The 24403-nt window shown below is 73.4% G+C and carries 19 protein-coding genes; 11 read left to right on the forward strand and 8 right to left on the reverse strand.

The window, feature by feature from the left end; translation table 11 throughout:
• Positions 1-13: 13 nt before the first annotated feature.
• Together Psi01_RS11670 and Psi01_RS11675 are read right to left on the reverse strand one after the other, a co-directional pair.
• Entirely contained in the window at positions 14-1018 is a 1005-nt protein-coding gene (locus Psi01_RS11670) for an anti-sigma factor RsbA family regulatory protein (protein ID WP_239127500.1), read from the reverse strand.
• 83 nt (positions 1019-1101) lie between these two features.
• A complete protein-coding gene (locus Psi01_RS11675; protein WP_239127502.1) occupies positions 1102-1686 on the reverse strand; it encodes a hypothetical protein in 585 nt (194 codons plus the stop codon).
• A 38-nt stretch (positions 1687-1724) separates the two neighbouring features.
• Between Psi01_RS11675 and Psi01_RS11680 the strand changes: the two genes are divergently transcribed.
• Entirely contained in the window at positions 1725-2699 is a 975-nt protein-coding gene (locus tag Psi01_RS11680) for an NAD-dependent epimerase/dehydratase family protein (RefSeq protein ID WP_204063975.1), read from the forward strand.
• Between the two features lie 83 nt (positions 2700-2782).
• Positions 2783-3154, forward strand: coding sequence for a VOC family protein (locus tag Psi01_RS11685; protein ID WP_204063976.1), 372 nt, complete (start codon positions 2783-2785; stop codon positions 3152-3154).
• Here Psi01_RS11685 and Psi01_RS11690 read toward each other — a convergent pair.
• The gene (locus Psi01_RS11690; protein ID WP_204063977.1) at positions 3135-3857 is read right to left on the reverse strand and encodes an aspartate/glutamate racemase family protein; all 723 of its coding nucleotides are present in this window, start codon (positions 3855-3857) and stop codon (positions 3135-3137) included. The genes Psi01_RS11685 and Psi01_RS11690 overlap by 20 nt on opposite strands.
• 76 nt (positions 3858-3933) lie before the next feature.
• Between Psi01_RS11690 and Psi01_RS11695 the strand changes: the two genes are divergently transcribed.
• From Psi01_RS11695 to Psi01_RS11715, 5 genes are all read left to right on the forward strand, one after another.
• Positions 3934-4875 (forward strand): LysR family transcriptional regulator, encoded by a 942-nt coding sequence (locus tag Psi01_RS11695; protein ID WP_204063978.1) that lies wholly within the window; start codon positions 3934-3936, stop codon positions 4873-4875.
• Positions 4876-4913: 38 nt separating this feature from the next.
• The gene (locus tag Psi01_RS11700) at positions 4914-5456 is read left to right on the forward strand and encodes a DUF4262 domain-containing protein (RefSeq protein ID WP_204063979.1); all 543 of its coding nucleotides are present in this window, start codon (positions 4914-4916) and stop codon (positions 5454-5456) included.
• Complete coding sequence (locus Psi01_RS11705) at positions 5453-6343, forward strand: hypothetical protein (protein WP_239127504.1); 891 nt, start codon at positions 5453-5455, stop codon at positions 6341-6343. Before Psi01_RS11700 ends, Psi01_RS11705 begins: the two co-directional genes overlap by 4 nt.
• A 143-nt stretch (positions 6344-6486) precedes the next feature.
• Positions 6487-8352 carry a CASTOR/POLLUX-related putative ion channel gene (locus Psi01_RS11710; RefSeq protein ID WP_204063980.1) on the forward strand — a complete coding sequence of 622 codons (1866 nt, stop codon included), beginning with the start codon at positions 6487-6489 and terminating at the stop codon, positions 8350-8352.
• A 332-nt stretch (positions 8353-8684) separates the two neighbouring features.
• Positions 8685-9086, forward strand: coding sequence for a VOC family protein (locus Psi01_RS11715; protein ID WP_204063981.1), 402 nt, complete (start codon positions 8685-8687; stop codon positions 9084-9086).
• On the opposite strand, the gene Psi01_RS11720 is transcribed toward Psi01_RS11715, so the two are convergent.
• The 3 genes from Psi01_RS11720 to Psi01_RS11730 form a co-directional block, all read right to left on the reverse strand.
• The gene (locus tag Psi01_RS11720; protein WP_204063982.1) at positions 9058-9720 is read right to left on the reverse strand and encodes a TetR/AcrR family transcriptional regulator; all 663 of its coding nucleotides are present in this window, start codon (positions 9718-9720) and stop codon (positions 9058-9060) included. The genes Psi01_RS11715 and Psi01_RS11720 overlap by 29 nt on opposite strands.
• A 40-nt stretch (positions 9721-9760) precedes the next feature.
• Positions 9761-10267, reverse strand: a complete 507-nt coding sequence (locus tag Psi01_RS11725; RefSeq protein WP_204063983.1) for an SRPBCC domain-containing protein — start codon at positions 10265-10267, stop codon at positions 9761-9763.
• 79 nt (positions 10268-10346) lie between these two features.
• On the reverse strand, positions 10347-12005 hold the full coding sequence (locus Psi01_RS11730; RefSeq protein ID WP_204063984.1) for an alpha-amylase family protein: 1659 nt from the start codon (positions 12003-12005) through the stop codon (positions 10347-10349).
• 144 nt (positions 12006-12149) lie between these two features.
• On the opposite strand from Psi01_RS11730, the gene Psi01_RS44085 reads away from it, so the two are divergent.
• The 4 genes from Psi01_RS44085 (at position 12150) to Psi01_RS11750 (ending at position 16656) form a co-directional block, all read left to right on the forward strand.
• The gene (locus Psi01_RS44085; protein ID WP_204063985.1) at positions 12150-12524 is read left to right on the forward strand and encodes a hypothetical protein; all 375 of its coding nucleotides are present in this window, start codon (positions 12150-12152) and stop codon (positions 12522-12524) included.
• Between the two features lie 69 nt (positions 12525-12593).
• Positions 12594-14972, forward strand: a complete 2379-nt coding sequence (gene secD, locus Psi01_RS11740) for a protein translocase subunit SecD (RefSeq protein WP_204063986.1) — start codon at positions 12594-12596, stop codon at positions 14970-14972.
• A 113-nt stretch (positions 14973-15085) separates the two neighbouring features.
• On the forward strand, positions 15086-15286 hold the full coding sequence (locus tag Psi01_RS11745; RefSeq protein WP_204063987.1) for an EF-hand domain-containing protein: 201 nt from the start codon (positions 15086-15088) through the stop codon (positions 15284-15286).
• 116 nt (positions 15287-15402) lie between these two features.
• Positions 15403-16656 (forward strand): PucR family transcriptional regulator, encoded by a 1254-nt coding sequence (locus Psi01_RS11750; protein ID WP_204063988.1) that lies wholly within the window; start codon positions 15403-15405, stop codon positions 16654-16656.
• Between the two features lie 92 nt (positions 16657-16748).
• Here the strand turns inward: Psi01_RS11750 and ccrA are convergent, their stop codons facing one another.
• The gene (ccrA, locus tag Psi01_RS11755) at positions 16749-18059 is read right to left on the reverse strand and encodes a crotonyl-CoA carboxylase/reductase (protein WP_204063989.1); all 1311 of its coding nucleotides are present in this window, start codon (positions 18057-18059) and stop codon (positions 16749-16751) included.
• The gene (locus Psi01_RS11760; protein ID WP_204063990.1) at positions 18056-24367 is read right to left on the reverse strand and encodes a type I polyketide synthase; all 6312 of its coding nucleotides are present in this window, start codon (positions 24365-24367) and stop codon (positions 18056-18058) included. Before Psi01_RS11760 ends, ccrA begins: the two co-directional genes overlap by 4 nt.
• Positions 24368-24403: the final 36 nt, after the last annotated feature.

A 24403-nucleotide genomic window follows, 5' to 3' on the forward strand; every position in this document is an offset into this window, starting at 1 on the left:
GGTCGTCCGGCGGTCAGCGGTCCGGCGAGGCGTCGTCCCGCCGGGTCACCTCGAAGTAGACGCGGATGGTGGTGCCCCGCGCGTCGGTGTGCATGCGGACCAAGTCGCTGAGGAGATGGGTGATGAGCAGCCCGCGGGAGCCGAGTGCCCGCAGGCCGGCCGGGTGGCGTCCGGCCAGCGGGTCGGTGATGTGGCCGGCGTCGCTGACGGCGCAGACCACCCGGCCCTCCTCCAGCCAGATCCGCAGGGTGCCGGACCCTCCGCCGTGGTCGAGGCTGTTGGCGGCCAGTTCGTTGACGACCAGCCGCAGGTCCTCCAGGCGATCGCCGCGCAGTCCCATCCGGGTGGCGTGCTCGACGGCGAAGGCCCGGGCGCGCGCCAGCGGGTCGCTGCAGAAGCCGTCGCCGTAGCTCATCCTGGGGACGCCGGGCGGAGCGGTCAGCGGCAGGTTGCATTCCTGCGCGACCTGCTCGGGGGCGTAGGCGTCGCTGGCTCGGGAGCCGGAGTCGTCCACGAGGACCGGGTGGGTCCGCTCGGCGTCCCTGAGCACCTCGGGGTCCAGGCGCTTGACGTCATAGGGGCACAGGATCGTGACGTCCCGGCCGGAGAAGGCGAGGTTGATCAACGCCTCGTGCTGGAGGCACGCCGGGTACTCCATCGGGGAACGGCCCGGCCACACCGGCTCGCCGACGATGCGGACGCGGCCGCCGGAATGCCGGTCGGCGAAGTCCCGCAGCACCGTGGAGATGATCCGCCCGGGGTTGCGCCCGGCCTCGTTCATGTCGAGCAGCTTCACCCCGGCGCCCTCCGCGCCCAGCCCCTCGCGGATCAGGCGCAGGTTCTCACCCGGTACGGCGACGGCGACCGGCTCACCCGTCTCCAGCCCCTCCCGGATGAACGGCAGGGTGCCGGCGAGATAGTCGTCGGCCTCCCGGTAGAAGAGCGCCGGATGCTCGAACGGCCCGGCGGGAGAGTCCCAAGACGGAGGCGTCTCTCCCGCGCCTGGCTGGATCGTCACGCTGACCGTCCCACGTTAGGTATATCGACATTCACAACGTACCCTCTGCCCCGTTTTCCGGTACGGGCATCCTTGGCATCCATTCAGATGGCGGTGCGGGCGTCTCCGCCGAGGAGGCCGGTGATCCGCCGGACCGAGCCGTCCCACGGGCGCGCGGCCACGACGGGGACGCCCGCCTCCACCGCCCGCTCGGCGAGCCAGTCCCCGTAGCGGGCGCTCACCTCGGCGCGTTTGCGCTGCTCCCCCGCGCCGGGCTCGCGGCGGCGGTAGTTCTCCACGAGCTGCCCGGGATCCGGCTCGTGCAGGACGATGCCGGCCACGCCCTGCCCCACCGCGAGATGGGGCAGGAGGTAGTCGCCCTCGATGATCACCGGCATGTCCGTCTCCAGATGGTTGGACACGATGGCGTCCACCGCCGGGACGAGGGCCCGGGCGGTGGCGATCTGCAGCTCGACGATGTCGTCCACCGGCAGGTCGGCGGCCTCGGGGTGCGTCCTCCAGTGGTGCAGCAGCGGCTGCTGCCGGGGCGTGGTCATCGCCAGGAGCGCCTCGACGATGTCGTCCACCTCGACGACGGGGATCCCGTAGTGCCGTGCCAGCGGGTAGCCGACCCGGCTCTTGCCCGTCCCTGACGCACCCGCGAGCAGGAGGACCTTCCAGCTGGTCACGGGCACAAAGTTATCCCATATGCGGAAAGATGACTGATATGCGAATTCTGATTATCGGCGGCACCCGGTTCGTGGGCCGGCACATCACCGAGGCCGCCCTCGCGGCCGGGCACGAGGTGTCCCTCCTGCACCGCGGGCAGACGGGACCGGGCCTGTTCCCCGAGGCCGAGCACCTGATCGCCGACCGCAACGGCGGCCTGCCGGTCCTGCGGGGCCGGGAGTGGGACGTGACGATCGACGTCAGCGCCTACCTGCCCGCCCAGATCGAGTCCCTCGCCGAGGCCGTCTCGACCGGCCGCTACGTCTTCGTCTCCACCACGGCCGTCTACGACGCCCCCGGCAAGAAGGCGGACTTCACCGAGGACGCGCCGCTGGCCGAGCTCGACGGCCCCGTGCCCGACACGGTGACCGGCGCGACGTACGGCCCGCTGAAGGTCCTGTGCGAGCGGACCGCGATCGAGCGGTTCGGCCCCGGGACGCTGGTCGTGCGGCCGACGTACGTGATCGGCCCCCACGACTACACCGGCCGCTTCACCTACTGGGTCAACCGCATCGCCCGCGGCGGCGAGGTCCTGGCCCCCGGCGACCCGGCGGCCCCGATCCAGGTGATCGACGGGCGTGACATGGCCTCCTGGATCATCGCGATGATCGAGAAGGGTGACGGCGGGACCTTCCACGCGGTCAGCCCGCGCCCGCCGTTCGGCTTCGGCGACATGCTGGAGGCGATCGCCGCCGAGGTCGGCCCGCCCGGGACCACGCTGACCTGGGTCGCCGGGGACTTCCTGCGCGTCGAGGGCCAGGACGGGCGCACGCTCCCCCTGTGGGGCGAGGACGGCGACAGCACCGTCATCAACACCGCCGACCCCTCCGCCGCCTACGGCGCTGGGCTGGCCCCCCGGCCGCTCGCCCGGTCGGTCCGCGAGATCCGCGAGGCGGAGGCGGACTTCTCGGTCGCGACCACTATCACGCCCGAGCGGGAGGCCGAGATCCTGGCCGCCTGGCACGCCCGCTGACCCGCTCCCGGCCGCACGGATCCCGCTGACCGGCTCCCGGCCGCACGGCCCGTCCGCCGGCCGGGTTCTGCCAGAATCGGATCATGCTGAACATCCGGACCGTCGTCCTCGGCGTCGGCGACATGCGGCGGGCGACGGAGTTCTGGACCCGGGCGCTGGACTACGTCCCGCGCGAGGAGGACTCGCGCGACGGCTGGGCCGTGCTCGTGCCGGCCGACGGCGGTCCCGGGATCCAGCTGGCGCTGGGGCTCAGCCGCTCGCCCGTCCAGGAGCACCCGCGCGTGCACATCGACCTCTACGCCCGCGACACCGCCGACCAGGCCGCCGAGGTCGAGCGGCTGGTCTCCCTCGGCGCCGAGCGGGTCGAGTGGGACCTCTACCCGGACGACCCCGACTTCGTCGTCCTGGCCGACCCCGACGGCAACCGCTTCTGCGTCATCGACCCGACCCACTGAGCTCCGGCGCGTCGGTCAGGGCCAGGTCCACGGCGCGCTCGACGTGGATGCGGGTGGAGTCGAACACCGGGACCGGGCTGTCCGCCGGGCCGACCAGCAGGGTGATCTCCGTGCAGCCGAGGATCACCCCCTGGGCGCCGCGCGCGGCCAGGTCCGCGATGATCCGCCGGTAGGCCTCGCGGGAGGACTCCTCGATCCGGTTGCGGGTCAGCTCCTGGTAGATGACGTCGTGCACCAGCGTGCGATCGGGCTCTTCGGGGACCAGGAGCTCGATCCCGTGCCCGCGCATGCGGTCGCGGTAGAACTCCATCTCCATCGTGAAGCGGGTGCCGAGCAGCCCCACGGTGGTGAGCCCGGCCGTGGTGATCCGCTCCGCCGTGGCGTCGACGATGTGCAGGAACGGCACCTCGATCGCGGCCTCGATCTCCCCGGCGACCCGGTGCATGGTGTTGGTGCACAGCAGGACCAGCTCCGCCCCGCCGCGCTGGAGCGTGGCCGCCGCCCCGGCCAGCAGCCCGCCGGCCGCCTCCCATTCCCCCGCCCGCTGCATCGCCTCGATCTCGGCGAAGTCGACGGTCAGCATGAGGCTCCGGGCGCAGTGGTGCCCGCCCAGGCGGCGGCGCACCTCCTCGTTGAGGAGGCGGTAGTACTCCGCCGAGGACTCCCAGCTCATGCCGCCGATCAATCCGATTGTCCGTGTCATGGAGAGATCGTGACGCGCCGACGACCTCTTAGGTAGACCTGTGTTGATTGGGCGAGACCCAAGCGATACTTATGGCGTGGCACACGGCATGGACCCCCACCGCCTGCTGGTCTTCCGGGAGATCGCCCGCGCCGGGTCGATCGCGGGCGCGGCCCGCACCCTCGGCTGGACCCAGCCCGCGGTCAGCCAGCACCTGCGCCTGCTGGAGCGGCGCGCCGGGACGGCCCTGGTGCTGCGCCGCCCGCGCGGCGTCCAGCTCACCGAGGCGGGCCGGATCCTGCTGGAGCACGCCGAGGCCGTCGCGACCCGCCTGAGCGCCGCCGCCGACGACCTGGATGCCCTGACCCACCTGCGCGAGGGCACCGTACGGCTGGCCGCCTTCCCCTCGGCCAGCGCCACGATCGTCCCGGCCGCCATGAGCCTGCTCGGCGGGCGGCACCCCGGGGTGGACGTGCGGCTGCGCGAGGCCGAGCCGCCGGAGGCCCTGAAACTGCTGGCCGCCGGGGAGGCCGACCTGGCCGTGACGTTCGCCCACGGCGGGCGGGAGCTTCAGGAGCATCCCGGCTCCGAGGAGCACCCGGGCATGGTGCGCACGCCGGTGGGCGAGGACCCGGTCCTGCTGGTCCTGCCGCGTTCCCACCCGCAGGCCGGGTCCGCCGACCGGCCGGTGGACCTGCGGTCGCTGGCCGCGGAGCGGTGGATAGCCGGCTGCGAGCGGTGCGCCGCGAGCCTGCGCCGGGCCTGCGGGGAGGCCGGGTTCGTCCCCGACGTGCGGCACGGCACCGACGACTACGTGGTCACCCAGGCGCTGATCGCGCGGGGCCTGGGCATCGGGCTGCTGCCCCGCCTGGCCCTGGACGCCTTCACCGCCCCCGGCGTCGCCGTCCGCGCGGTGCCCGGCCTGCGTCCCCGGACCCTGTATCTGGTCCATCCCCGCGAGGCCGACCGGATCCCCGCGGTCCGCGCCGCCGTACAGGCCCTCCGTGACACTCTCATTCCTGCCCCTGGCGCCCCATGACGGACATGGGGGGACGAATGTCCCAGTACTCTCGGGGCATGTCCGACCAGCCTGCCTGCCACTGCCTCCTGTGCGAGGAGCCCGACGTGGAGCCCGACGACGCCGACCTGCGCACGATACGCGAGAACGTCCGGGGGCACGGGCGGGCGGTCGTGGTCGTCCCGGAGGACGAGGACGGGCCGGGCTGGGCGTTCACCGTCGGGCTGTGGCACACCCTCCGGTCGCCGGAGATCGCCGTGTTCGGGCTGCGCACCGAGGTGATGCACGGCTGCCTCAACACGCTGGCGGACGGGATCGCGGCCGGCCGCACGGTCGCCGCCGGGCAGGAACGCCGCGACGTCATCAGGGGCTACCCGGTCGCGGTCAGGGACGTCCACGCGAGCTGGTACCGGTCGCTGTTCGGTACGGCGCTGCACTTCTACCGGCGGCCGCCGCTGCCCTTCACGGAGATCGTGTGGCCCGACGCCCGTGGGCGCTTCCCCTGGGAGCGGGAGGCCGTCCCCGGCCTCGCCGAACGCCAGCCCGCCCTGTGGATCCCCAAGGACGACCACGCCCCCGGCTACTGGTCGAAGCTGCCGTGAGCCTCCAGGAGGAGCTGGTCCGGCCGCAGGCGGCCGTGCCGGCGGCGGACGGCGACCGGGGCAGCGCCATCGACCTGCTCCAGCGGATCGGCTCGGTGATCCTGCCGGTGGGCGTGGCCCTGTACGCCCTGCTCTATCTCGGCATCCAGCAGGTCTACGGCGTCTTCAACCTCACGCCCGAGCAGGCCGGCATCGACCAGGCCACCATGTTCGGCCGCCTGGTCGGGGCACTGGTCCTGCTCGTCATCGGCGGCGCGCCGGTCCTGGGCGTGCTGGTGGCGCTCTGGTGGCTGCTGGACAAGGCCAGCCTCGGCCGGGCGTCCGCGCTGGCCCGTGCCGTACGGCGCAGGCCCTGGGCGGCCGCCGTCCTCGGCGCGCTGTGGTGCGGCGGGAGCTACTGGGGCTTCCTCGGCTATCTCGGCCTGGGCGAGGGCGTGGGATCGGCCACGATCGTGATCGTCTCGGCCGTGATCGGGGCCGCCGCCTTCCTGGTGCCGTTCCGGCTGCTGCGCTCGCGCCCGGTGGGCCGGGCCGGGATGCGGATCACGGTCGCCGTGTTCACCGGCATCGGCCTGGGCTTCGCGCTCATCGGGCAGATGGAGGCCGACGCGACGGAGCTGGCCGCCACGGGCCGGGGCAGCGTCGTGCTCAGCCTGGTCGGCTTCCAGGACCAGTGGGTGACCGTCGCCGACGCCGCCGGCAGGCCCCGGCGCGGGGGCGTGCCCGTGCTCCTGCTCGGCGAGCGCGAGGGGGCCTACTCCTTCTACGACTGCCTCCGGCGGGAGACCTTCCGTCTGCCGGTGGGCTCGACCTCGCTGTACCACTTCGAGCTCGAACCCGACCGCCCCGACGGCTTCACCTGCGAGGCTCTCAAGGCCGCTCCCTGAGCGGAGGGACGGCGACCGGGCGAGCGAGCAGCGCTTTCCGTCATTCCTTACATAACCGGCATCCCCGAATGTGCGAACACCTGAGCGACATGTACTTTTTGTGCGATCGTTGAGCGGGATTCACCGAACGGGGAGGTACACCGGTGTCGAGGCCGACACGCCAGGAGCGGCTGCGTTACTGGTTCGACAACACCATGTCCCGGGGCACCGTGGCGTTGATCGGATGGCTCGCGGTGATCTCGGTGGGGCTCATCGCCGTGGTGGCGGCACTGGTGCTGTGGCTGACCCCCGACGACGCCGCCGAGAACCACGGCGTGGCCGGCGTGTTGTGGATGACGCTGATGCGCACCCTCAGCCCGGGCAAGGTCGCCAGCGACAGCGGGAGCGCGCCGTTCATCGCGCTGATGTTCGTGGCGTCGCTGGGCGGGCTGTTCATCGTCAGCGCCCTGGTCGGCGTCCTGGCCAACGGCCTCAAGGACAAGTTCGAGCAGCTCCGCAAGGGCCGGTCGCGGGTCATCGAGAACAGGCACACCGTGATCCTCGGCTGGTCCGACCAGGTCTTCACGATCGTCAAGGAGCTGGTGCAGGCGCACGCCAGCCAGCGCGGGTCGGTCATCGCGATCCTCGCCGACATGGACAAGATCGAGATGGAGGACGCGCTGCGGACCCACGTCGGCGACACGGGGCGCACGAAGGTGGTCTGCCGGACCGGCCGGCCCGTCGAACCGGCCGACCTCGACCTGATGAACCTCGACTCCGCCCGCTCGGTCGTGGTCCTGTCCCCGCAGGGCGACGACCCCGACGCGCACGTCATCAAGACGCTGCTGGCCCTGGACAAGCGCGACGGGGACCACCCGCCGGTGGTGGCGGCGATCGCGAGCACGGCCAACATGGCCGCCGCCCGGCTGGCCGGGGGCCCCGACGTGCACCTGGTCGACTCCGACGACACCGCCTCCCGGCTCATCGTGCAGTCGTCGCGCCAGTCGGGCACCTCGGTGGTCTGCATGGACCTGCTGGACTTCTCCGGCGGCGAGATCTACCTGCGTGCCGATCCGGACCTGGCGGGCCTGACGTACGGCCAGGCGCTGCCCGCCTACCAGTCCGCCACGGTCATCGGCCTGCGCCGCCGCGGCCGCGTCATGCTGAATCCCTCGATGGACACGGCGATCGAGGCCGAAGACGAGATCATCATGATCGCCCAGGACGACTCGATGATCCACCTGGCCGAGGGCATGCCGAAGGCCCAGGAGGACGCGATCGTCACGGCCGAGCCGGTCCCGCAGGGACCGGCTCGGACCCTGGTGCTCAACTGGAACGGGCGGGGCCACCAGATCATCCGCTGCCTCGACGGCTACTCCGCCCCCGGCTCCGTGCTGGACATCGCCTCCGACCACCCCGACGCCGCGACCGGCTTCGACGACCTGGTCAACCTGCGGGTCAACGTCAAGGAGTGCGACACCGCCGACCGCTACGCGCTGGAGGCCCTCGGCCTGGGGGTCTACCAGCACGTGATCGTGCTGTCCGACGACCGCTACAGCCCCGCGCACGCCGACACCCGGACCCTGATGACGCTGCTCCAGCTCCGCGACATCCAGACCACGCTGGGCGAGCGCTACTCGATCGTCAGCGAGATGCACGACGAGAACAACCGCTCCCTGGCCGAGGTCACCCGGGCCGACGACATCGTGATCAGCGACACGGTCATCGGCCTGCTGCTGGCCCAGCTCACCGAGAACCGGCACCTGGCCGACGTCTTCGGCTACCTCTTCGACTCCAAGGGCTCGGAGATCTACCCGCGCCCCGCGGGCGAGTACGTCCGCGCGGGGGTGCCGATCAGCTTCGCCACGGTGATCGAGGCGGCCCGCCGCCGCGGCGAGACCGCCATCGGCTACCGGCTGGCCGACCGGATCAACGAGGCGCCCCACTTCGGGGTGGTCCTCAACCCCGACAAGTCCCGTCTGTTCCGTCTCGGCCCCGGCGACTCCGTGATCGTGCTGGCCGAGCACTGACGGACCCGCCCGCCGGACGGGCGGCGGGCGGGGACCCGGGCGGACCCGGTCAGGCAGTGATCATGTAGGCGAGGCCCAGAAGCACGACGACGGGAATCAGCCACACCACGGCCTCGATCGCGAACTCCTTGTACATGGTGAACTTCTCTCCCTCTAGAGCGTGCTATGTCGACCTATATGTCGACCCGTAGCATAAGGGGTTGAGGGAAAGCCGAAATCCCCTTGGCGGTTCTCGCGTCCGCGGAACACCGGCGGCTCCCGCGATGCTGTGATCCCAGTAGTGATCCCGACAGTGATCCCAGCAGCCGCAGCACGTCCCCCGAGGAGCCGTCATGACCGTCCGAGAACTGCGCCTGGTCGTCACCGCCGCCGACTACGAGGAGGCCCTGCGTTTCTACCGTGACACGCTCGGCCTGCCCGAGCGCGCCGCCTACGCCTCGCCCGACGGCCGGGTGACGATCCTGGAGGCCGGGCGGGCCACCCTGGAGATCGCCGATCCCGGCCAGGCGGAGTTCATCGACCGGGTCGAGGTGGGGCGCCGGGTGGCCGGGCACATCCGGGTCGCCTTCGAGGTGGACGACTCCGCCGCCACCACCCGGGAGCTGGCCGCCGCCGGGGCCGAGGTGGTCGCCGAACCCGTGCGGACCCCGTGGAACTCGCTGAACTCCCGCCTGGAGGGGCCCGCCGGCCTGCAGCTCACCCTCTTCACCGAGCTGGGTCCCGAGGAGGACTGAGCCGCGCCGGGTCCCGGGGGAGGCCGAGCCGGGCCGCGAAGGCCCTGGCCCCCTCCTCCCAGGTCAGCTCGAGGTCCGAGCCCTCCGGGTAGCGGCCGTCGAGCTCCAGGATCACCATGCCGTGGGCGAAGGACCACAGGGCCTGGGCGAGGTACGGCTCGCCCGCGGCAAGGAAGAACGGCGTGCCCGACCACTCCTCCAGCCCGGGGGCCAGACGCTCGCGGGGCAGCCTCCCCTCGGTCGCCAGGCGGTAGAGGTTGGGACGGGCCAGCGCGGCGGCCCGGTAGGCCCGCAGCAGGGCCCCGATCGCGCCCGCGCCGTCCGCGCCGTCCGCGCCGGTCTCGCCGGACCGGCCGCCCGCGTCGCTCGCACCCGTGGTGGTCGCGGCGGCGTTTTCGAGGGCCTCGTACAGAGCGGCGCCCACCTCGGCGAGTCCCTGTTCGATGAGGGCGGCCTCGACGGCGGCCTTGTCGGGGAAGTGCTTGTAGAGCGAGGGCGCCCGCATGTCGAGCCGGTCGGCCAGCGCCCGCATGGTGAGCGCGTCGCGGCCCTCCTCCTCCAGCAACGCCCGCGCGGCGGAGACGATCTGCGCCGCGCGCGGGGTCAGGCGGCTCGGCTTCGGATGGTCGTTCATCAGGGCATCTTCTCAGCGCGGACCTTCGTCACCGCGTCCGTCAGGCCGTCTTCTCGGCGCGGGCCTTCAGCGCCGTGTTCATCGCGGCGAAGTCGTCGGCCACGTCCAGGAGCTTGCCGGCGAACGGGACGAGCGCGCCGGTGAAGGTCTCGCCCTGGACCAGCCGGCTCCGGCCGCCGCCGAGATCCTCGATCAGGAAGTAGTGCTCGCCGTCCGTGATGCCCGGCATCACGAACCGGCCGATCCAGCGCAGTTCCCGGCCGGGGGTGGCGGCCAGGACCGTCGGGGAGAAGGTCATGACCCTCCCGTCGTTGGAGAGCTTGTTGGTGAGCCGCGCGCCCACCCGCGCCTCGCCCCGGGCGCTCACGATGAACGGGTTCCACTCCGGGTAGGCGGCGAAGTCGGTCAGCACCCGCCACACCTTCTCGGGAGAGGCGTCGATCTCGACCTCGGTGCGGATGCGGTGCGGCCTGATCAGGGTCCAGGCGTACACCGCGGCGGGCACGACGAGCAGGACGGCGAGGGGGGCGGCGATCCAGGCGAACATGTTTCCTCCACGGCTAACGCTGTTAGCCACAACAGTAGGCTAACAGCGTTAGCCGCGCAAGCGGCCCGCGGCGGAAAGCTCAGGAACTCTTGGCCGAGGCGTCCTCCGGAAGCTCGTCGGGTACGGCGACGCGGAACCAGCGGCAGCCGTACGGGCCCAGCGTGAAACGCACCCGCCCGTCGGAGGAGACCTTCGACGTCCCGTCCACCAGCAGGTCGATCAGGATGTGCGAATCGTCGACCCCCTTCAGGGTGAGCTCCACCTCCGCGTCGCGGTCGGCGAAGTTGTGCACGGCGACCACGGTGCCGCCCTCGGCGTCGGTCCGGTGGGCCAGCACGGCCTCGTCGCCCGGGTCCAGGACCTCGTACTCGCCCCAGGCGAGCTCGGGGCACTCCCGGTAGCGCTCGATCAGCATGGTTGTCCACTGGAGCAGCGAGTCGGGGTCGCGGCGCTGGGTCTCCATGTTGACGTTCTGCGGGCCGAACCGCCCGGACGGCGAGGGGACGGAGACCTTCGGGTCAGGCGAGAAACCGCCGCTCGGCCCCCACTGCATGGGGACGCGCACCGCCATCCGGCCCTCGGCGTCGAGGTTCTCGCCCAGGCCGATCTCCTCGCCGTAGAAGAGCACCGGCGTGCCCGGCAGGGAGAACATCACGCTGTAGGCGAGCTTGAGCCGGCGCAGGTCGCCGTCGAGCATCGGCGGGAGCCTGCGGCGCAGGCCGCGCCCGAACACCTGCATGTCCTTCTCCGGGCCGAAGGCGTCGAAGATCTCCTGGCGCTCGGCGTCGGTGAGCTTGTCGAGGGTCAGCTCGTCGTGGTTGCGGACGAACATCGCCCACTGGGCGTCGTCGGGCGCCTCGGGGCGCTCGCGCAGCGCCTCGGCCAGGGCCGCGGGGTTGCGGCGGGCCATCGACAGGTGGAAGCGCTGCATGGCGATGAAGTCGAAGCACATGGTGACCTCGTCGCCGTTGCCGTCGCCGAAGTACTTCATCAGCTCCGGGTAGGGCAGGTTGACCTCGCCCAGCAGGATCGAGGTGCCGTCCCGGCGGTTCATGAACGCCCGCAGATCGGCGAGGAACTCGTGCGGGCCGCCGTCGATGCCCTCGATCAGGAACGGCACCGCGTCGACCCGGAAGCCGGACAGCCCCAGCTCCATCCAGAACCCGAGGATGCGGACGATCTCGTCGCGGACCTCGGGGTTGGCGGTGTTCAGGTCCGGCTGGAACCGGTAGAAGCTGTGGTAGTAGTACTGCCCGGTCCCCTCGTCCAGCTCCCACAGGCTGTCCTCCTTGTCCGGGAAGACGATCGCCGAGGGGTCGAAGGGCTGCGGCTCGTCCCGCCAGACGTACCAGTCGCGCTTGGGCGAGTCGCGGCTGGAGCGGGCCTCCTTGAACCAGGGGTGCTCGTCGGAGGTGTGGTTGACCACCAGGTCGGCGATGACCCGGATGCCACGGTCCCTGGCGGTCCGCATGAACTCCACGAAGTCGCCCAGCGTGCCCAGTCGGGGGTCCACAGAGTAGAAGTCGGTGATGTCGTAGCCGTCGTCACGGTCGGGGGTGGGGAAGAACGGCATCAGCCAGATGCAGGTCACCCCGAGCCGGTCGAGATAGTCGACCTGCTGGGTCAGACCCCGGAAGTCGCCGATGCCGTCGCCGTTGCCGTCCTTGTAGGTCTCGACGTCCAGGCAGTAGACCACGGCGTTCTTCCACCACAGATCAGCGGTGTAGGTCAGTCGCATGTGCCCGCACTACCCTGTCGCGGATCGTTTATGAGGACGGCCCGCAGGGAATGCCCCGTCGTTGCCCGCCTTCCCGGGCGCGGGGCACCCCGCCGGGTATGGTGAGGAGGTCACCTTCAGGTGATCTGTGATCCACCGGGGGGCATGATGCGGCAGCCGAGGCGCGAGGCGCTCTTCGGCTGGCTCCTCGCCCTGCTGTTCCCGCTGTTCGTCCCCGGCGTCCCCGCGGCCGTCACGGCCGCCGCCCTCACCGGCGCTCCGGCCACCGCCGAGGCCGCCCAGGGCCAGCACCCGCTCTCCCGCAAGCTTCCCGCCGGCGAGCGCCACCACGCGTTCGCCTCCGCCCTGGCCACCGCCGGCGCCGCGGGCTCCCATCCCGCCGCGGCCCTGCCTCCCGGCACCGGTCATCCGCCGCTCTCCCCCGGCTTCCGCCCGTCCCCCGCGCGGGACGACGGCACCCGTTCCCTCGCCGCCCTGCTGGTCCGGCCGGGCCGTGCTCCTCCCTCCACGGACGCCTGAGGCTCCCGGACGCGTTCCGGGCGCTTCGCCGTACCCGGAAACGTCCCTTCGAGCCCGTGGAGGCTTCTCATGTCACGCGCCCCCGTGGTGCGCGCGATAGCGGCGTTCGCCGTGATCGCGACCTCTCTCTACATCGCATTGACCATGACCCCGCGCCTGGGACTCGACCTGCGCGGCGGCACCCAGATCGTCCTGGAGACCCGGGACTCCCCGACCGTCAAGGCCGACGCCGAGACCACCGACCGCGCGCTGGAGGTGCTGCGCCGCCGGGCCGACGGGCTGGGGGTGGCGGACGCGCCGCTGTCCCGCTCCGGCGAGCGCCGGATCATCGTGGAGCTGCCCGGCGTGCTGGACCCGGCGAAGGCGGCCGAGGTCATCGGCAAGACCGCGCAGCTGACCTTCCACCCGGTCGTCTCCGTGGCCGACCAGACCACCAAGCCCGGCGAGGGCGAGCAGGTCATCGCCGACGAGGACGGCAACCGGCTCCTGATCGGCCCGGCCCGGCTGACCGGCGACGGCGTCAGCGGGGCCGAGCCCGGCCTCGACTCCCAGACGGGCACCGGCTGGTTCGTCACCGTCGACTTCCGCGACTCGGGCCGCGCGGCGTGGGCCAAGCTGACCGGCGAGGCCGCCTGCAACGCGCCGGGCGATCCGAAGCGGCGGGTCGCCATCGTCCTCGACGACAAGGTGATCATCTCCCCGCAGGTGAACGAGGGAGTGGCCTGCAACGTGGGCCTGCCCGGCAACTCGACCCAGATCACCGGCTCCTTCACCTCGCAGGAGGCCGGGGACCTGGCCGTGCTGATCAAGGGCGGCGCGCTGCCGGTCCCCGTCGAGATCATCGAGCAGCGGACCGTCGGCCCGACCCTCGGCGCCGCCGCGATCTCCGCCAGCGCCGAGGCCGCCGTCATCGGCGTCGTGCTCACCGCGCTGTTCATCATCTTCACCTACCGGCTGGTGGGCCTCATCGCCGCCTTCGCGCTGGCCTGCTACGCGCTCATCTCCTACGCGGCCCTGGTGGCGCTCGGGGCCACGCTCACGCTGCCGGGCCTGGCGGGGTTCGTCCTGGCGATCGGCATGGCCGTGGACGCCAACGTCCTGGTCTTCGAACGGGCCAGGGAGGAGTACGCCGCCGACCGCCGTCCGGCGCAGGGCGGATCGGGTACGGCGGGCGGAGCCGGCAAGGCCCGCGCGTCCGGGGCGGGGGGCGGCTCCGGGACCTCGCGCTCCTCGGCCTCCGGCGGGGGCACGAAGCTGCGCCAGGCGCTGGAGAAGGGCTTCCGCAACGCCTGGAGCGCGGTGGCCGACTCCAACATCACCACGCTGCTCGCCGCCGGCCTGCTGTTCTTCCTGGCCTCCGGGCCGGTGCGCGGCTTCGGCGTGACCCTGTCCATCGGTGTGATCGCCTCGCTGGTCACCGCGATGGTCATCACCCGCGTCCTTGCCCAGTGGGCGGTCAACCGGCGGGCCGTGGCCGCGCGCCCCCGGATCACCGGCCTGGCCGACATCGGGCGGGTCCGCAGGTGGCTCAACGAGCACGATCCCGACCTGATGCGCCGCCGTACGGTCTACCTCGTGATCACCGGCGCGGTGGTGGTCGCGGCGCTGGCCGGGATCGCGCTGCGCGGGCTGAACTTCGGCGTGGAGTTCACCGGCGGCCGGATCATCGAGTACTCCACGAGCCGGCCGATCACCGCGGACGCGGCCCGGGAGCTGGTCGGCGGGGCCGGGTTCCCCAGCGCCGTGGTGCAGACCTCCGACGCGGGCATCTCCGTGCGGACCGGCCAGATCGGCAACGCCGAGGTGGCGCGGATCGAGACGGCGCTGGAGCAGGGGGCCGGGCAGGCCACCAAGGTCCGCGACGAGCTCATCGGCCCGAGCCTCGGCGACGAGCTGCGGCGCAACGCCCTGATCGCCCTGGCCGTCGCGCTCGCCGCGCAGCTGGCCTACCTGGCCTTCCGGTTCCGCTGGACGTTCGGGCTGGCGGCCGTGCTGACCCTGGCGGCCGACGCGGCGATCGTGATCGGCGCGTTCGCGTGGATGGGCAAGCCGATCGACGGGGTGTTCCTGGCCGCGATGCTCACCGTGATCGGTTACTCGGTCAACGACAAGGTCGTGGTCTTCGACCGGATCCGCGAGCTGTGGGGCGCCCGCCCCGGCCGGCCGTTCGCCGAGGCGGCCAACACCGCGGTCCTGCAGACCGTGCCGCGGACCGTGAACACGGGCCTGGGCGCGCTGTTCATCCTGGCCGCCCTGGCCGTGCTGGGCGGCGCCTCGCTGACCGACTTCGCGGTGGCGCTGCTGATCGGCATCATCGTCGGCACGCTGTCCTCGGCGTTCGTCGCGACACCGCTGGCCATCGTGTTCGAGCGGCGTCATCCCGGCGCGCCGCCGAAGCCCAAGCAGCGCGTCAGCCGTCCCCGTGAGGGCTCGGGAGCGGTGGTCTGACAGGGCGGAGTCCGGGGCCCCGGAACGGCAGCGGGCCGGGGCCCCGAATTTCGGGATTATGCCGCTAATGTGCTTCCCGTCTTGTCATATCCGCTCAGGAAGGCGGCTGCACTGTGAGCAACGACTACGCGACTACCTTCAGAATCGTCGACGCCGACGACGACGGCCTGATCTCGGCCCCCGAGCTGACGCGCCTGATGGAGGTGCTCGGGCAGCCCATCACCCCGGAGGCCGCCACCGCCGCCATCGCCCGCATGGACAAGGACGGCGACGGGCGCATTTCGCTGGAGGAGTTCGCCGCTTATCTCGGATAGGTCTCAATCCCTTTCCGCGGACGCGCCAGGTGTTGCCTTTGAGACAAGAACAAGCGTTTGCTACTAACTCAAAGTGTCGACCGTCACACATGGGACGCGCTCCGACGGGAGGGTCTATGCCGACGAAGGAACACACCCGGGTCGCCGCCACGGGCTTCGGTGGCCGCAAGGCAAGGTCCCACGATCTGTCCGACCAACGCCTGTGGGGGTCGGCCCCCGCGGATGTGGCCAGGCTGCTCCGGCCCGGCCTCTCCGAGGTGGCCGACCAGGTGATCGACGAGATCACGGTCCGCATCCCGGAGTACTCCCGTCCGGCCGACGAGATCTACATCAAGGCCATCCGTCTCGCCGTGGACGAGGCGCTGCGCCAGTTCGTGGACAGGATCGAGAACCCGAACCGGCCGTGGGAGCTCGACGTGTTCCGCACCATCGGGCGCGGCGAGGCCAACGAGGGGCGCAACCTCGACCCGCTGCAGACCGCGATGCGGCTCGGCGCCCGGGTGGCCTGGCGGCGGCTGACCGAGCAGTCCGGGCAGCTGGGCCTCACCCCGCAGCACCTCTACGACCTGGGTGAGGCCATCTTCGTCTATCTCGACCAGCTCGCCGACGCCGCCGCCGAGGGCTTCGACGAGGCCAGGGCCCGGGCGGCGGGGGAGATCGAGCGCCGCCGCCACCGCCTGATGGACCTGCTGCTCAGCCAGCCCCCCGCCTCCCCCGAGGCCATCGTGGACCTGGCCAAGGCGGCCGGGTGGCGGCTGCCCAAGACCGTCGCCGGAGTCGCGCTGGACGAGCGCTCCGGCGCCTACCGCCCGCCGTCGCTCCCGCCGGACGTGCTCTCCGGCCTCGACCGGCCCAACCCCTGCCTGATCGTCCCGGACCCCAACGGCCCCGGCCAGGCGCAGACGCTGGAGGTGGGGCTGCGCGGCTGGAAGGCCGCCGTCGGCCCCGCCGTACCGCTGTCGGCCGCCGCCACCTCGCTGCGCTGGGCCCGCGAGGCCCTGGACCTCAGCAGGCGCGGCGTGCTCACCGAGGAACGGGGGCTGGTCCGCTGCTCCGACCACATGGCGACGCTGATCGTGTTCAAGGACGAGGAGCTGGTCAACGCCCTGGCCGAGGTACGGCTCGCGCCCCTGGCCCACCTGCGCCCCAGCCAGCAGGACCGGCTGGCCGAGACGCTGCTGGCGTGGCTGCGGCACGGCCGGGGCGCCGGGGAGGTCGCCGCCCGGTTGCACGTGCACCCGCAGACCGTGCGCTACAGGCTGCGGCAGCTGGAGGAGCTCTACGGCGACCAGCTGGCCGACCCCGACATCCGCTTCGAGCTGGAGATCGTGCTGCGGGCCCGGCAGTCCACCGGGTTCGAGACCCCCTGACCGTCCGCCGGCCGGCCCCGCGGCCCGTCCGGCGGCCTGTCCGGCGGCCCGTGCGCCGGGCCGGGCCTCCGGACAGGCCGGGTCCACGGGCATCAGCCCCGGAACATCCTGATCCGGTCCTCGCCGATGCGCTCTCTGAGCGCGTGGTCCTCGATCCCGAGATCCTCGGCCGGGGCCAGGCCCAGCACGCCCACCTTGCCGACGTGCTCGTTGCGCTGCACGGCGCGGGCCGCGTCGCCGGTCCGCTCCAGCGGGTAGACCGTCGAGAGGGTGGGCTGCAGCATGCCCAGCGAGAGCAGCCGGTTGACCTCGTGGCACTCCTGGTAGTTGGCCCCGTGCGAGCCGATGATGCTCTTGAGCTTCATCCACAGGTGCCGGTTGTCGTAGGCGTGGGCGTAGCCGCTGGAGGAGCCGCAGGTGACCACCGAGCCGCCGCGCCGGGCGACGTAGACGGACGCGCCGAAGGTGTCCTTGCCGGTGTGCTCGAAGACGATGTGCGGGTCCTCGCCCACCTGCCGGCGGATCTCGGCGCCGAACCTGCGCCAGGACTTCTCGTCGTCGAGGTGGTCGAACTGCGAGCGGTCGACGATGTGGTCGCAGCCCATCCGGCGCAGCAGGTCGGCCTTCTGCGGGGAGCTGACCACGCCGACCGGGATGCCGCCGCCGTTCCTCACCAGCTGCACGCCGTACGCGCCCAGACCGCCGGTGGCGCCCCAGATCAGCACGACGTCCCCCTGCTTCATCCGGGAGCCGCGCTCCCCGACGAGCATCCGGTAGGCGGTGGAGGCGCACAACATGTTGCAGGCGGCCTCCTCCCAGCTCAGGTGCCTGGGCTTGGGCAGCAGCTGGGTGGCCTTGACCACCGCGAACTCGGCCAGCCCGCCGTAGTTCGTCTCGAACCCCCAGGCGCGCAGGTCCTCGCCGAGCATGGAGTCGGAGTGGGTGATCGGGTCCTGCTCGTCCACGTAGGCGGGCGAGGTGACGACCCGGTCGCCGATCTTCCAGTGCCGTACGGCCTCGCCCATGCGGACGATCACGCCGGAGGCGTCCGAGCCGAGCACGTGGAAGTCCCGGTCGTGCCGGGGGTCGGTGCGGCCGAAGCGCTCCAGGAAGGCGAAGGTGGGGATCGGCTCGAACATGGCCGTCCACACGGTGTTGAAGTTGATGGCGCTGGCCATGACGGCGATCAGCACCTCGTCGGGGGCGAGTTCCGGCATCGGCACCTCGTCCACGTGGATGGACTTGGTGATGTCCTTGTCCACGCCGTCGACGCCGTGCGGGACGCGGCCGAACATGCCGACCTCGTCCTTGCGGGTGTGGGCCGCCCTGAAGGTCGAGGGGACCTCCAGGCGGGCGAGCTCTTCGGGGTCGGCACCGTCGACGACGGCCTGGGCGAGGGTCATAGCTGATCTCCTAGATGAGCGGCGATGACTTCCACGTACGGCGGGTCAAGCAGGTTGAGGTGGTGCGATCCGGGGACGGTGACGATCTCCAGCCCCGGGCTGTACGGGCCGAACCCCCTGGTGGGGTCGTCGGCGTGGGCGTAGCGGGCGTCCTCGACCGCCCACGGGGTCGGGTCGGTGGAGCGGTAGAGCACCACGCGGCCCTGGTAGGAGCCCGGCCGATAGCGCTCCAGGGCCCGGGTGTCCTCGTGGGAGGTGATCTGGTGGCGCAGGATCGCCTCGCCGAGCATGTCCGGCACCCCGGCGGCCGCCAGGCGCTCCCCGGCGAGCGCGAGCTGCCCCGCCTCGTCCAGCCCCGCCAGCTCGTCGTAGGACAGCTCGATCCGCGCCCCGTAGGTCTCGCGCAGGTAGGCGGCGAAGTCCGCGTACCTGCGGGCGGTGATCCCCGCCCGTTCCCCCGGGTCGGTCTCCTCCGGCAACCCCGAGTCGATCATGGCGACCAGCTCGACGTTCTCCGCCCCCAGCTGCCGCGCGATCTCGAAGGCCAGGATCCCCCCGAACGACCATCCCCCCAGCCGGTACGGCCCCTGCGGCTGCACCTTCCTGATCTCCTCCGCATACCGGGCCGCCCGCTCGGCCACCCCCGGCTCGTCCCCGGGCCCCGAGCCCGCCTCCAGCCGCTCCAGCCCGAAGACCACCCGCCCCCGCCCCAGCGACCCCGCCAGCGTCGCGTACACCCCCGTCGTCCCCCCGGCCGGATGCCCCAGGAACAACGGCGTCCCCACCGCCTCGCCGGCCGGTGCCGCCAGGTAGGCGCGGGCGGCCTCGGTCAGGGGACGGACGACGCCCTGGGCGGCCTCCTCCTCGTCGACGGCCCGGACCAGGTCGGCGACCCGGGCGCCGGTCAGGACGCCCTCCGCGGTCAGCTCCCGGCCGATCTCGCGGCCGAGGACGCCGAGCACGATGGGCAGGACGTCCGCCGGGATCTCCTCGTTCACCCCGGGCGCGTGCCCCAGGACCTGGGTCAGGACGGCCACGACCTGGCGTTCCGCCGCGTCCCTTGGCTCGATCGGCCGGACCGCGGGCGCGGTCCCCCGGATGCCCAGCTCCGCCGCGACGGCCGCGGCCACGTCGCCGAGCGTGGCCCCCCGCAGCAGCAGAGCCGCCGGGAGGCCCACCCCGAAGTCGTGCTCGATCGTCCCGCGCACCCGCGTGGCCGCCAGTGAGTCGAGCCCCGCCTCGGTCAGCACCGTGCCGTCCTCCAGCCAGGACTCCTCGAACCCCAGCACCACGGCCGTGCGCTCTCTGACCTTGGCCGTGATCACCGCCAGGGCCTCGCCGGGGTCCATCTCCCCCAGGGCCTCGGTCCCGCCCCACTCCGCGCCGGTCGCGCCGCCCGCCAGCTCGGCGAAGTACGGCATGCGCGCCAGGCCGGGGAAGGCCGCCACGGCCATGGCCGCATCCAGCCTGACCACGCCCGCCGCGTCCACGTCCCCGCCCAGCAGCGCCTCCAGCGCCTCCACCCCCTCCTCGGGGGTGATCGGCGCGACCGCGGGCAGGGCCGCCCCGCTCGCGCCGCCGACCTCGGACCAGGTGCCCCAGTTGATCGTCGTCGCGGGCAGCCCGTCCGCCCGGCGCAGCGCGCACAACGCGTCCAGCCAGGCGTTGGCCGCCGCGTAGGCGGCCTGTCCCGGCGATCCGAGCAGCGCCGCCGCGGACGAGAACGCCACCCACCAGTCGGGATCGGCGTCCCGGGTCGCCTCGTGCAGGGCCAGGCCGCCGTGCGCCTTGGCCGACCAGACCCGGTGCAGATCCCCGGCCCCCATGTCGGCGACCAGGCGGTCGTCCAGCACGCCGGCCGCGTGCACGACCCCGCGCAGCCGCAGGCCGCCCTCGGTGACGGACTCCACCAGGCGCGCGGCCACGCCGGGCTCGGCCAGGTCGCCGGTCACCACCCGGACCTCCGTCCCGGACTCCCGCAGCCGCCGGATGACCGCCGCCCCCTCCCGGGAGGGACCCGAACGCCCGCCGAGCACGATGCGCCCGGCCCCCCGCTCGGCCAGCCACCGGGCGACCACCAGGCCCAGCCCGCCGTACCCGCCGGTGATCAGGTATCCGCCGCCGCGCCGCACGACGGGCCGGCCCGGCCGCCGGACGGGCGGGGAGGGCACGGCCAGGCGGGCGCCGTACCGGACGCCGTCCCGCCAGACGACCTCGTCGTCGGAGGCACCGCCGGAGGAGTCGTCGGAAGCCTTGCCGGGAGCCCTGTCCGGAGCACCGCCCGGGGCGGCGCCGGGAGCACGCTCTCCGGGCCCGGCGAGCTCGGCCACGAGCGCCTCGGGACCGTCGACGTCGAGCAGGCAGGCGCGCAGCTCGGGACGCTCGAAGGCCAGGACCCGCACCAGGCCGCGCAGAGCGGCGGCGCCGGGGTCGCCCCGCTCCCCCTCCCGTACGGCCTGAGCCCGCTCGGTGACCAGTCGCAGGCGCGCTCCGCCGGACCCGGGGAGATCACGGGCGATCATCGCGACGGCCAGCAGCAGCCTCTCCGCCCCGGCCGGATCGAGCCCGGAGGGGACCATGACCACCACATCTTCTTCAGGTTCGAAGACGGGGGATGTCGTTCCAGGAGAAACGGGCCGCGTGGCGGGCGCGGGGCGCTGGGCCGGGACGAGGAAGGCGGGGACCGCGGAGGGTCCGGCGCGGAGTGCGGAGGTTCTGGGCAGCGGGACGCGCCGGACGGCGTGCCCGGCGGCGCCGAGAGCCGCGGCGAGCCGCTCGGCCCGCGCGTCGTCTCCTTCGCCTGCGACGATCAGCCAGCTCCGCCGCGAATCCGTCCCGTCCCCGGTCCCGGCCTCCGGGGCGAACGGGGTCTGGGTCCACACGCGCTCCAGGAGCTTGGCCGCCAGCGGGACCGGTACGGCGGTGGGCGGGATCCGCCGGGTCTGCACGCCCGTGGGGGTGCCGTCCGCGGCGAGGTGCTCGATCTCGACGGGGAGCTCGGCGGGGTCGGCCGGGGAGGCGGCGGCCAGGCGCGCGGCCAGCTCCGCTGGACGGGGAAGCGCCTCCGCGGGGGGCGAGTCGACGGCGACGGTCGCGGTGCCGTGGCGGACCCAGACCCCCGCGGCGTTCCTGGCGTCGATCTCGACCCCGCCCGAAGGGGTCAGGGTGGTGGTGATCGTGGCGGGCAGCGGCAGCAGCGCGTCCAGGGTGACGTCGGTCAGCTCGGCCCCGCCGTACACCTCGGCGGCGGCGGCCTGGGCGAGCGCGGCCACCGCGGCCAGCGGCAGGACCGGCAGGCCGTGCGGGCGCCAGGTCGCGGGGTCCAGCCGCCAGGGCGCGTCCGACAGGTCGTCCACGACGGTGCTCCACACGTGCCCGGCGGGCCCCTCGACGTGCACGCCGAGCAGGGGGTGGGCGCCCGGCGGGAGGGCGGAGCGGCGCGCGGCCGGGGCCCAGTGGCGCTCGTGCCGCCAGGGCGACGGCGGGAGGTCGACGACCGCGCCGGGCCGGGTGAGCACGGCGGAGGGCGCGGCGACGGCGACGGCGGCCAGCTGGACGGGGAACTCCTCGTCGTGGCCGCGGCGCAGTGAGTGGGTGACGACCGCGTCGCGCCCGAGGGTGTCGCGCAGCGGCGCCGCCAGGACCGGGTGCGGACTGATCTCGGTGAAGACGGTGTGGCCGTCCTCGGCCGCGGCCCGGACGGCGGCCAGCAGCCGGACCGGGCGGCGCACCCCCGCCGCCCAGTAGGCGGGCTCGAAGGTGGGGATCTCCCGGGGGTCGTCGAAGACGGTCGAGTAGAACGGGATCTCCGGCTTGCCGCCCGCGATGCCCTCCAGCGCCTCGCGCAGCTTCGGCAGGAGCGGTTTGACCTGGGGCGAGTGCCCGGCGCCCTCGGCGGTCAGCAACCGGGCCAGCAGGCCCCGCGCCTCCACCTCGGCGGCGAAGGCCGCGACCCGGCCGGGGTCGCCGGTGACGACGCACTGCCGCGGCGAGGCGTGGACCGCCACGTGCAGGTCGTCCGGGACCTCCTCGGCGGCCACCTCCAGCACGGCCATGGCGCCGCCGCCGCCCAGCGTGCCCAGCAGGCGGGCCCTGCGGCAGACCACCCGGACCGCGTCGGCCAGGCCGATCCCGCCCGCGACCACGGCCGCGGCCACCTCGCCCATCGAATGCCCGATCACTGCGGCGGGCCGTACCCCGCAGGCCGTCCACAGCCGGGCCAGCGCCACCTGCACCGCGAAGATCACCGGCTGGACGACGGCCACGCCCTCGACCTCACGGCCCTCGGCGACGATCTCCCGCAGCGGGATGTCGGCCTCCGCCAGGAACATCGGGTCGAGCTCGTCGATCACTGCGGCGAAGACCGGCTCTCCGGCGTACAGGCGGGCGCCCATCCCGGTCCACTGCGAGCCGTACCCCGAGAACACCCACACCGGTCCCCCGCCCGCCGCGGCCGGCCCGGTGGGGGCCCGCCCCTCGTGCACGGCCCGCAGACCGGCCACCAGCTCCCCGGCGTCCCGCGCCACCACCGCGGCCCCGATCCGGCCCCGGCCGGCCCGCCGCGCGAGCGTGCAGGCGACGTCGTCCAGCGCGGGCGTGTCCTCGGCGTCGTCCGGCGCGGGCCCGCCCGCGGTGCTCCCGGCGCCGGATCCGAGCCGGTCCGCCAGCACCCCCGCGTACGCCCGCACCCGTTCCGCCGAGGCGTCCGTCAGCAGGAACACCCGCGCGGCGTCCCGATCCCGTCCCCCGCCGGAGCCCGGCCCGGCGGGGGCCTCGGGAACCTCGGCGCGGTCCAGCACGACGTGGGCGTTGGTGCCGCCGAAGCCGAAGGAGGACACCCCCGCCCTGGCCCGCCCGTCCGGCCACGGCGCGGGGGCGGTGACGACCTCCAGCCGGTCCCACGGTATGTGCGGGTTGGGCTCGCGGAAGTGCACGCTCGGCGGGATCACCCCGTGGTGCAGCGCGAGCACGGTCTTGATCAGGCCGGTGATCCCGGCCGCGGCCTCCAGGTGGCCGAGGTTGCTCTTGGCCGACCCGAGGAGCACCCGGTGCCCCGGGGGCAGGGCCGCGTCGATCGCGCGGGCCTCGATGGGGTCGCCGAGGAAGGTCCCGGTGCCGTGCGCCTCGATGTAGTCCGGCGGCTCCAGACCGGCGTAGGCGGTGCGCAGGAGCTCCTCCTGCGCCTCGGGGTTGGGGGCGACCAGGCCGTTGGAGCGGCCGTCCTGGTTCACCGCCGTGGCGCGGACCACCGCGAGCACCCGGTCCCCGTCGCGCCGCGCGTCCGACAGCCGCTTGAGCACCACCACCCCGCAGCCCTCGGCGCGGACCATCCCGTCGGCCGAGGCGTCGAAGGCCTTGCACCGCCCGTCGGGCGCGGTCCCCCCGCCGCGGTCGAAGGCCACGGTGACCACCGGCGACAGCAGCAGGTTGACCCCGGCCGCCAGCGCCAGGTCGCTCTCGCCCGACCGCAGGCTCCGCACCGCCAGGTGCGCGGCCACCAGGGACGACGAGCAGGCGGTGTCCACCGCCAGGCTGGGCCCGCGCAGGTCGAGCACGTACGACAGCCGGTTGGCGGCGATGCTGAAGGCCGCCCCCGTCGCCGTCCAGGCGTCCACCCTCGTGAGGTCGGCGGTGGTCAGATACGCGTACTCGTTGCCGGAGACGCCCACGAACGCCCCGGTACGGCTGCCGCGCAGCGAGCGGGGCGCGAGCCCGGCGTGCTCCAGCGCCTCCCAGGCGGTCTCCAGCAGCAGGCGCTGCTGCGGGTCCATGGTCTCGGCCTCGCCGGGCACGATCCCGAAGAAGTCGGCGTCGAACCCGGTCACGTCGTCGAGGAAACCGCCGTGCCGGGTGGTGCCGGCCAGCACCTCGGCCGTGTGCGGGGACCCGTCGTCGAAGGCCTCCCAGCGCCCTTCGGGCACCTCGCCCACCGCGTCGCCGCCCGCCATGAGCAGCCGCCAGAAGTCCCCGGGCCCGCGCACCCCGCCGGGCAGGCGGCAGCCGACGCCGATCACCGCGATCGGCTCGTCGGGGTCGGCGCGCCGTACGGCCTGCGGGGCGGGCGCCGCGCCGGAGGCGAGCCCCCGGGCGAGGCGGTTGATCGTCGGGTACTCCCAGACCAGCGTGGGCCCCAGCTCCCGGCCCAGCAGCGCCTCCAGCTCCCCCGCCACGGCCACCGCGTCCCGCGAGGACAGGCCGAACTCCTCCAGGGGACGGTCCGGGTCGACGCCGGTGAGAGGAAGGCGGCAGCGGGCGGCGATCCGTTCCGTCAGGAAGCGGCGGATCTCGTCTTCACCGAGCAGGTTCACGAGGCGACTCCCCAGAACAGCCGAAGTGATCGGCCA

Source organism: Paraplanobispora siamensis (assembly GCF_016863175.1).
Taxonomy (GTDB): domain Bacteria; phylum Actinomycetota; class Actinomycetes; order Streptosporangiales; family Streptosporangiaceae; genus Planobispora; species Planobispora siamensis.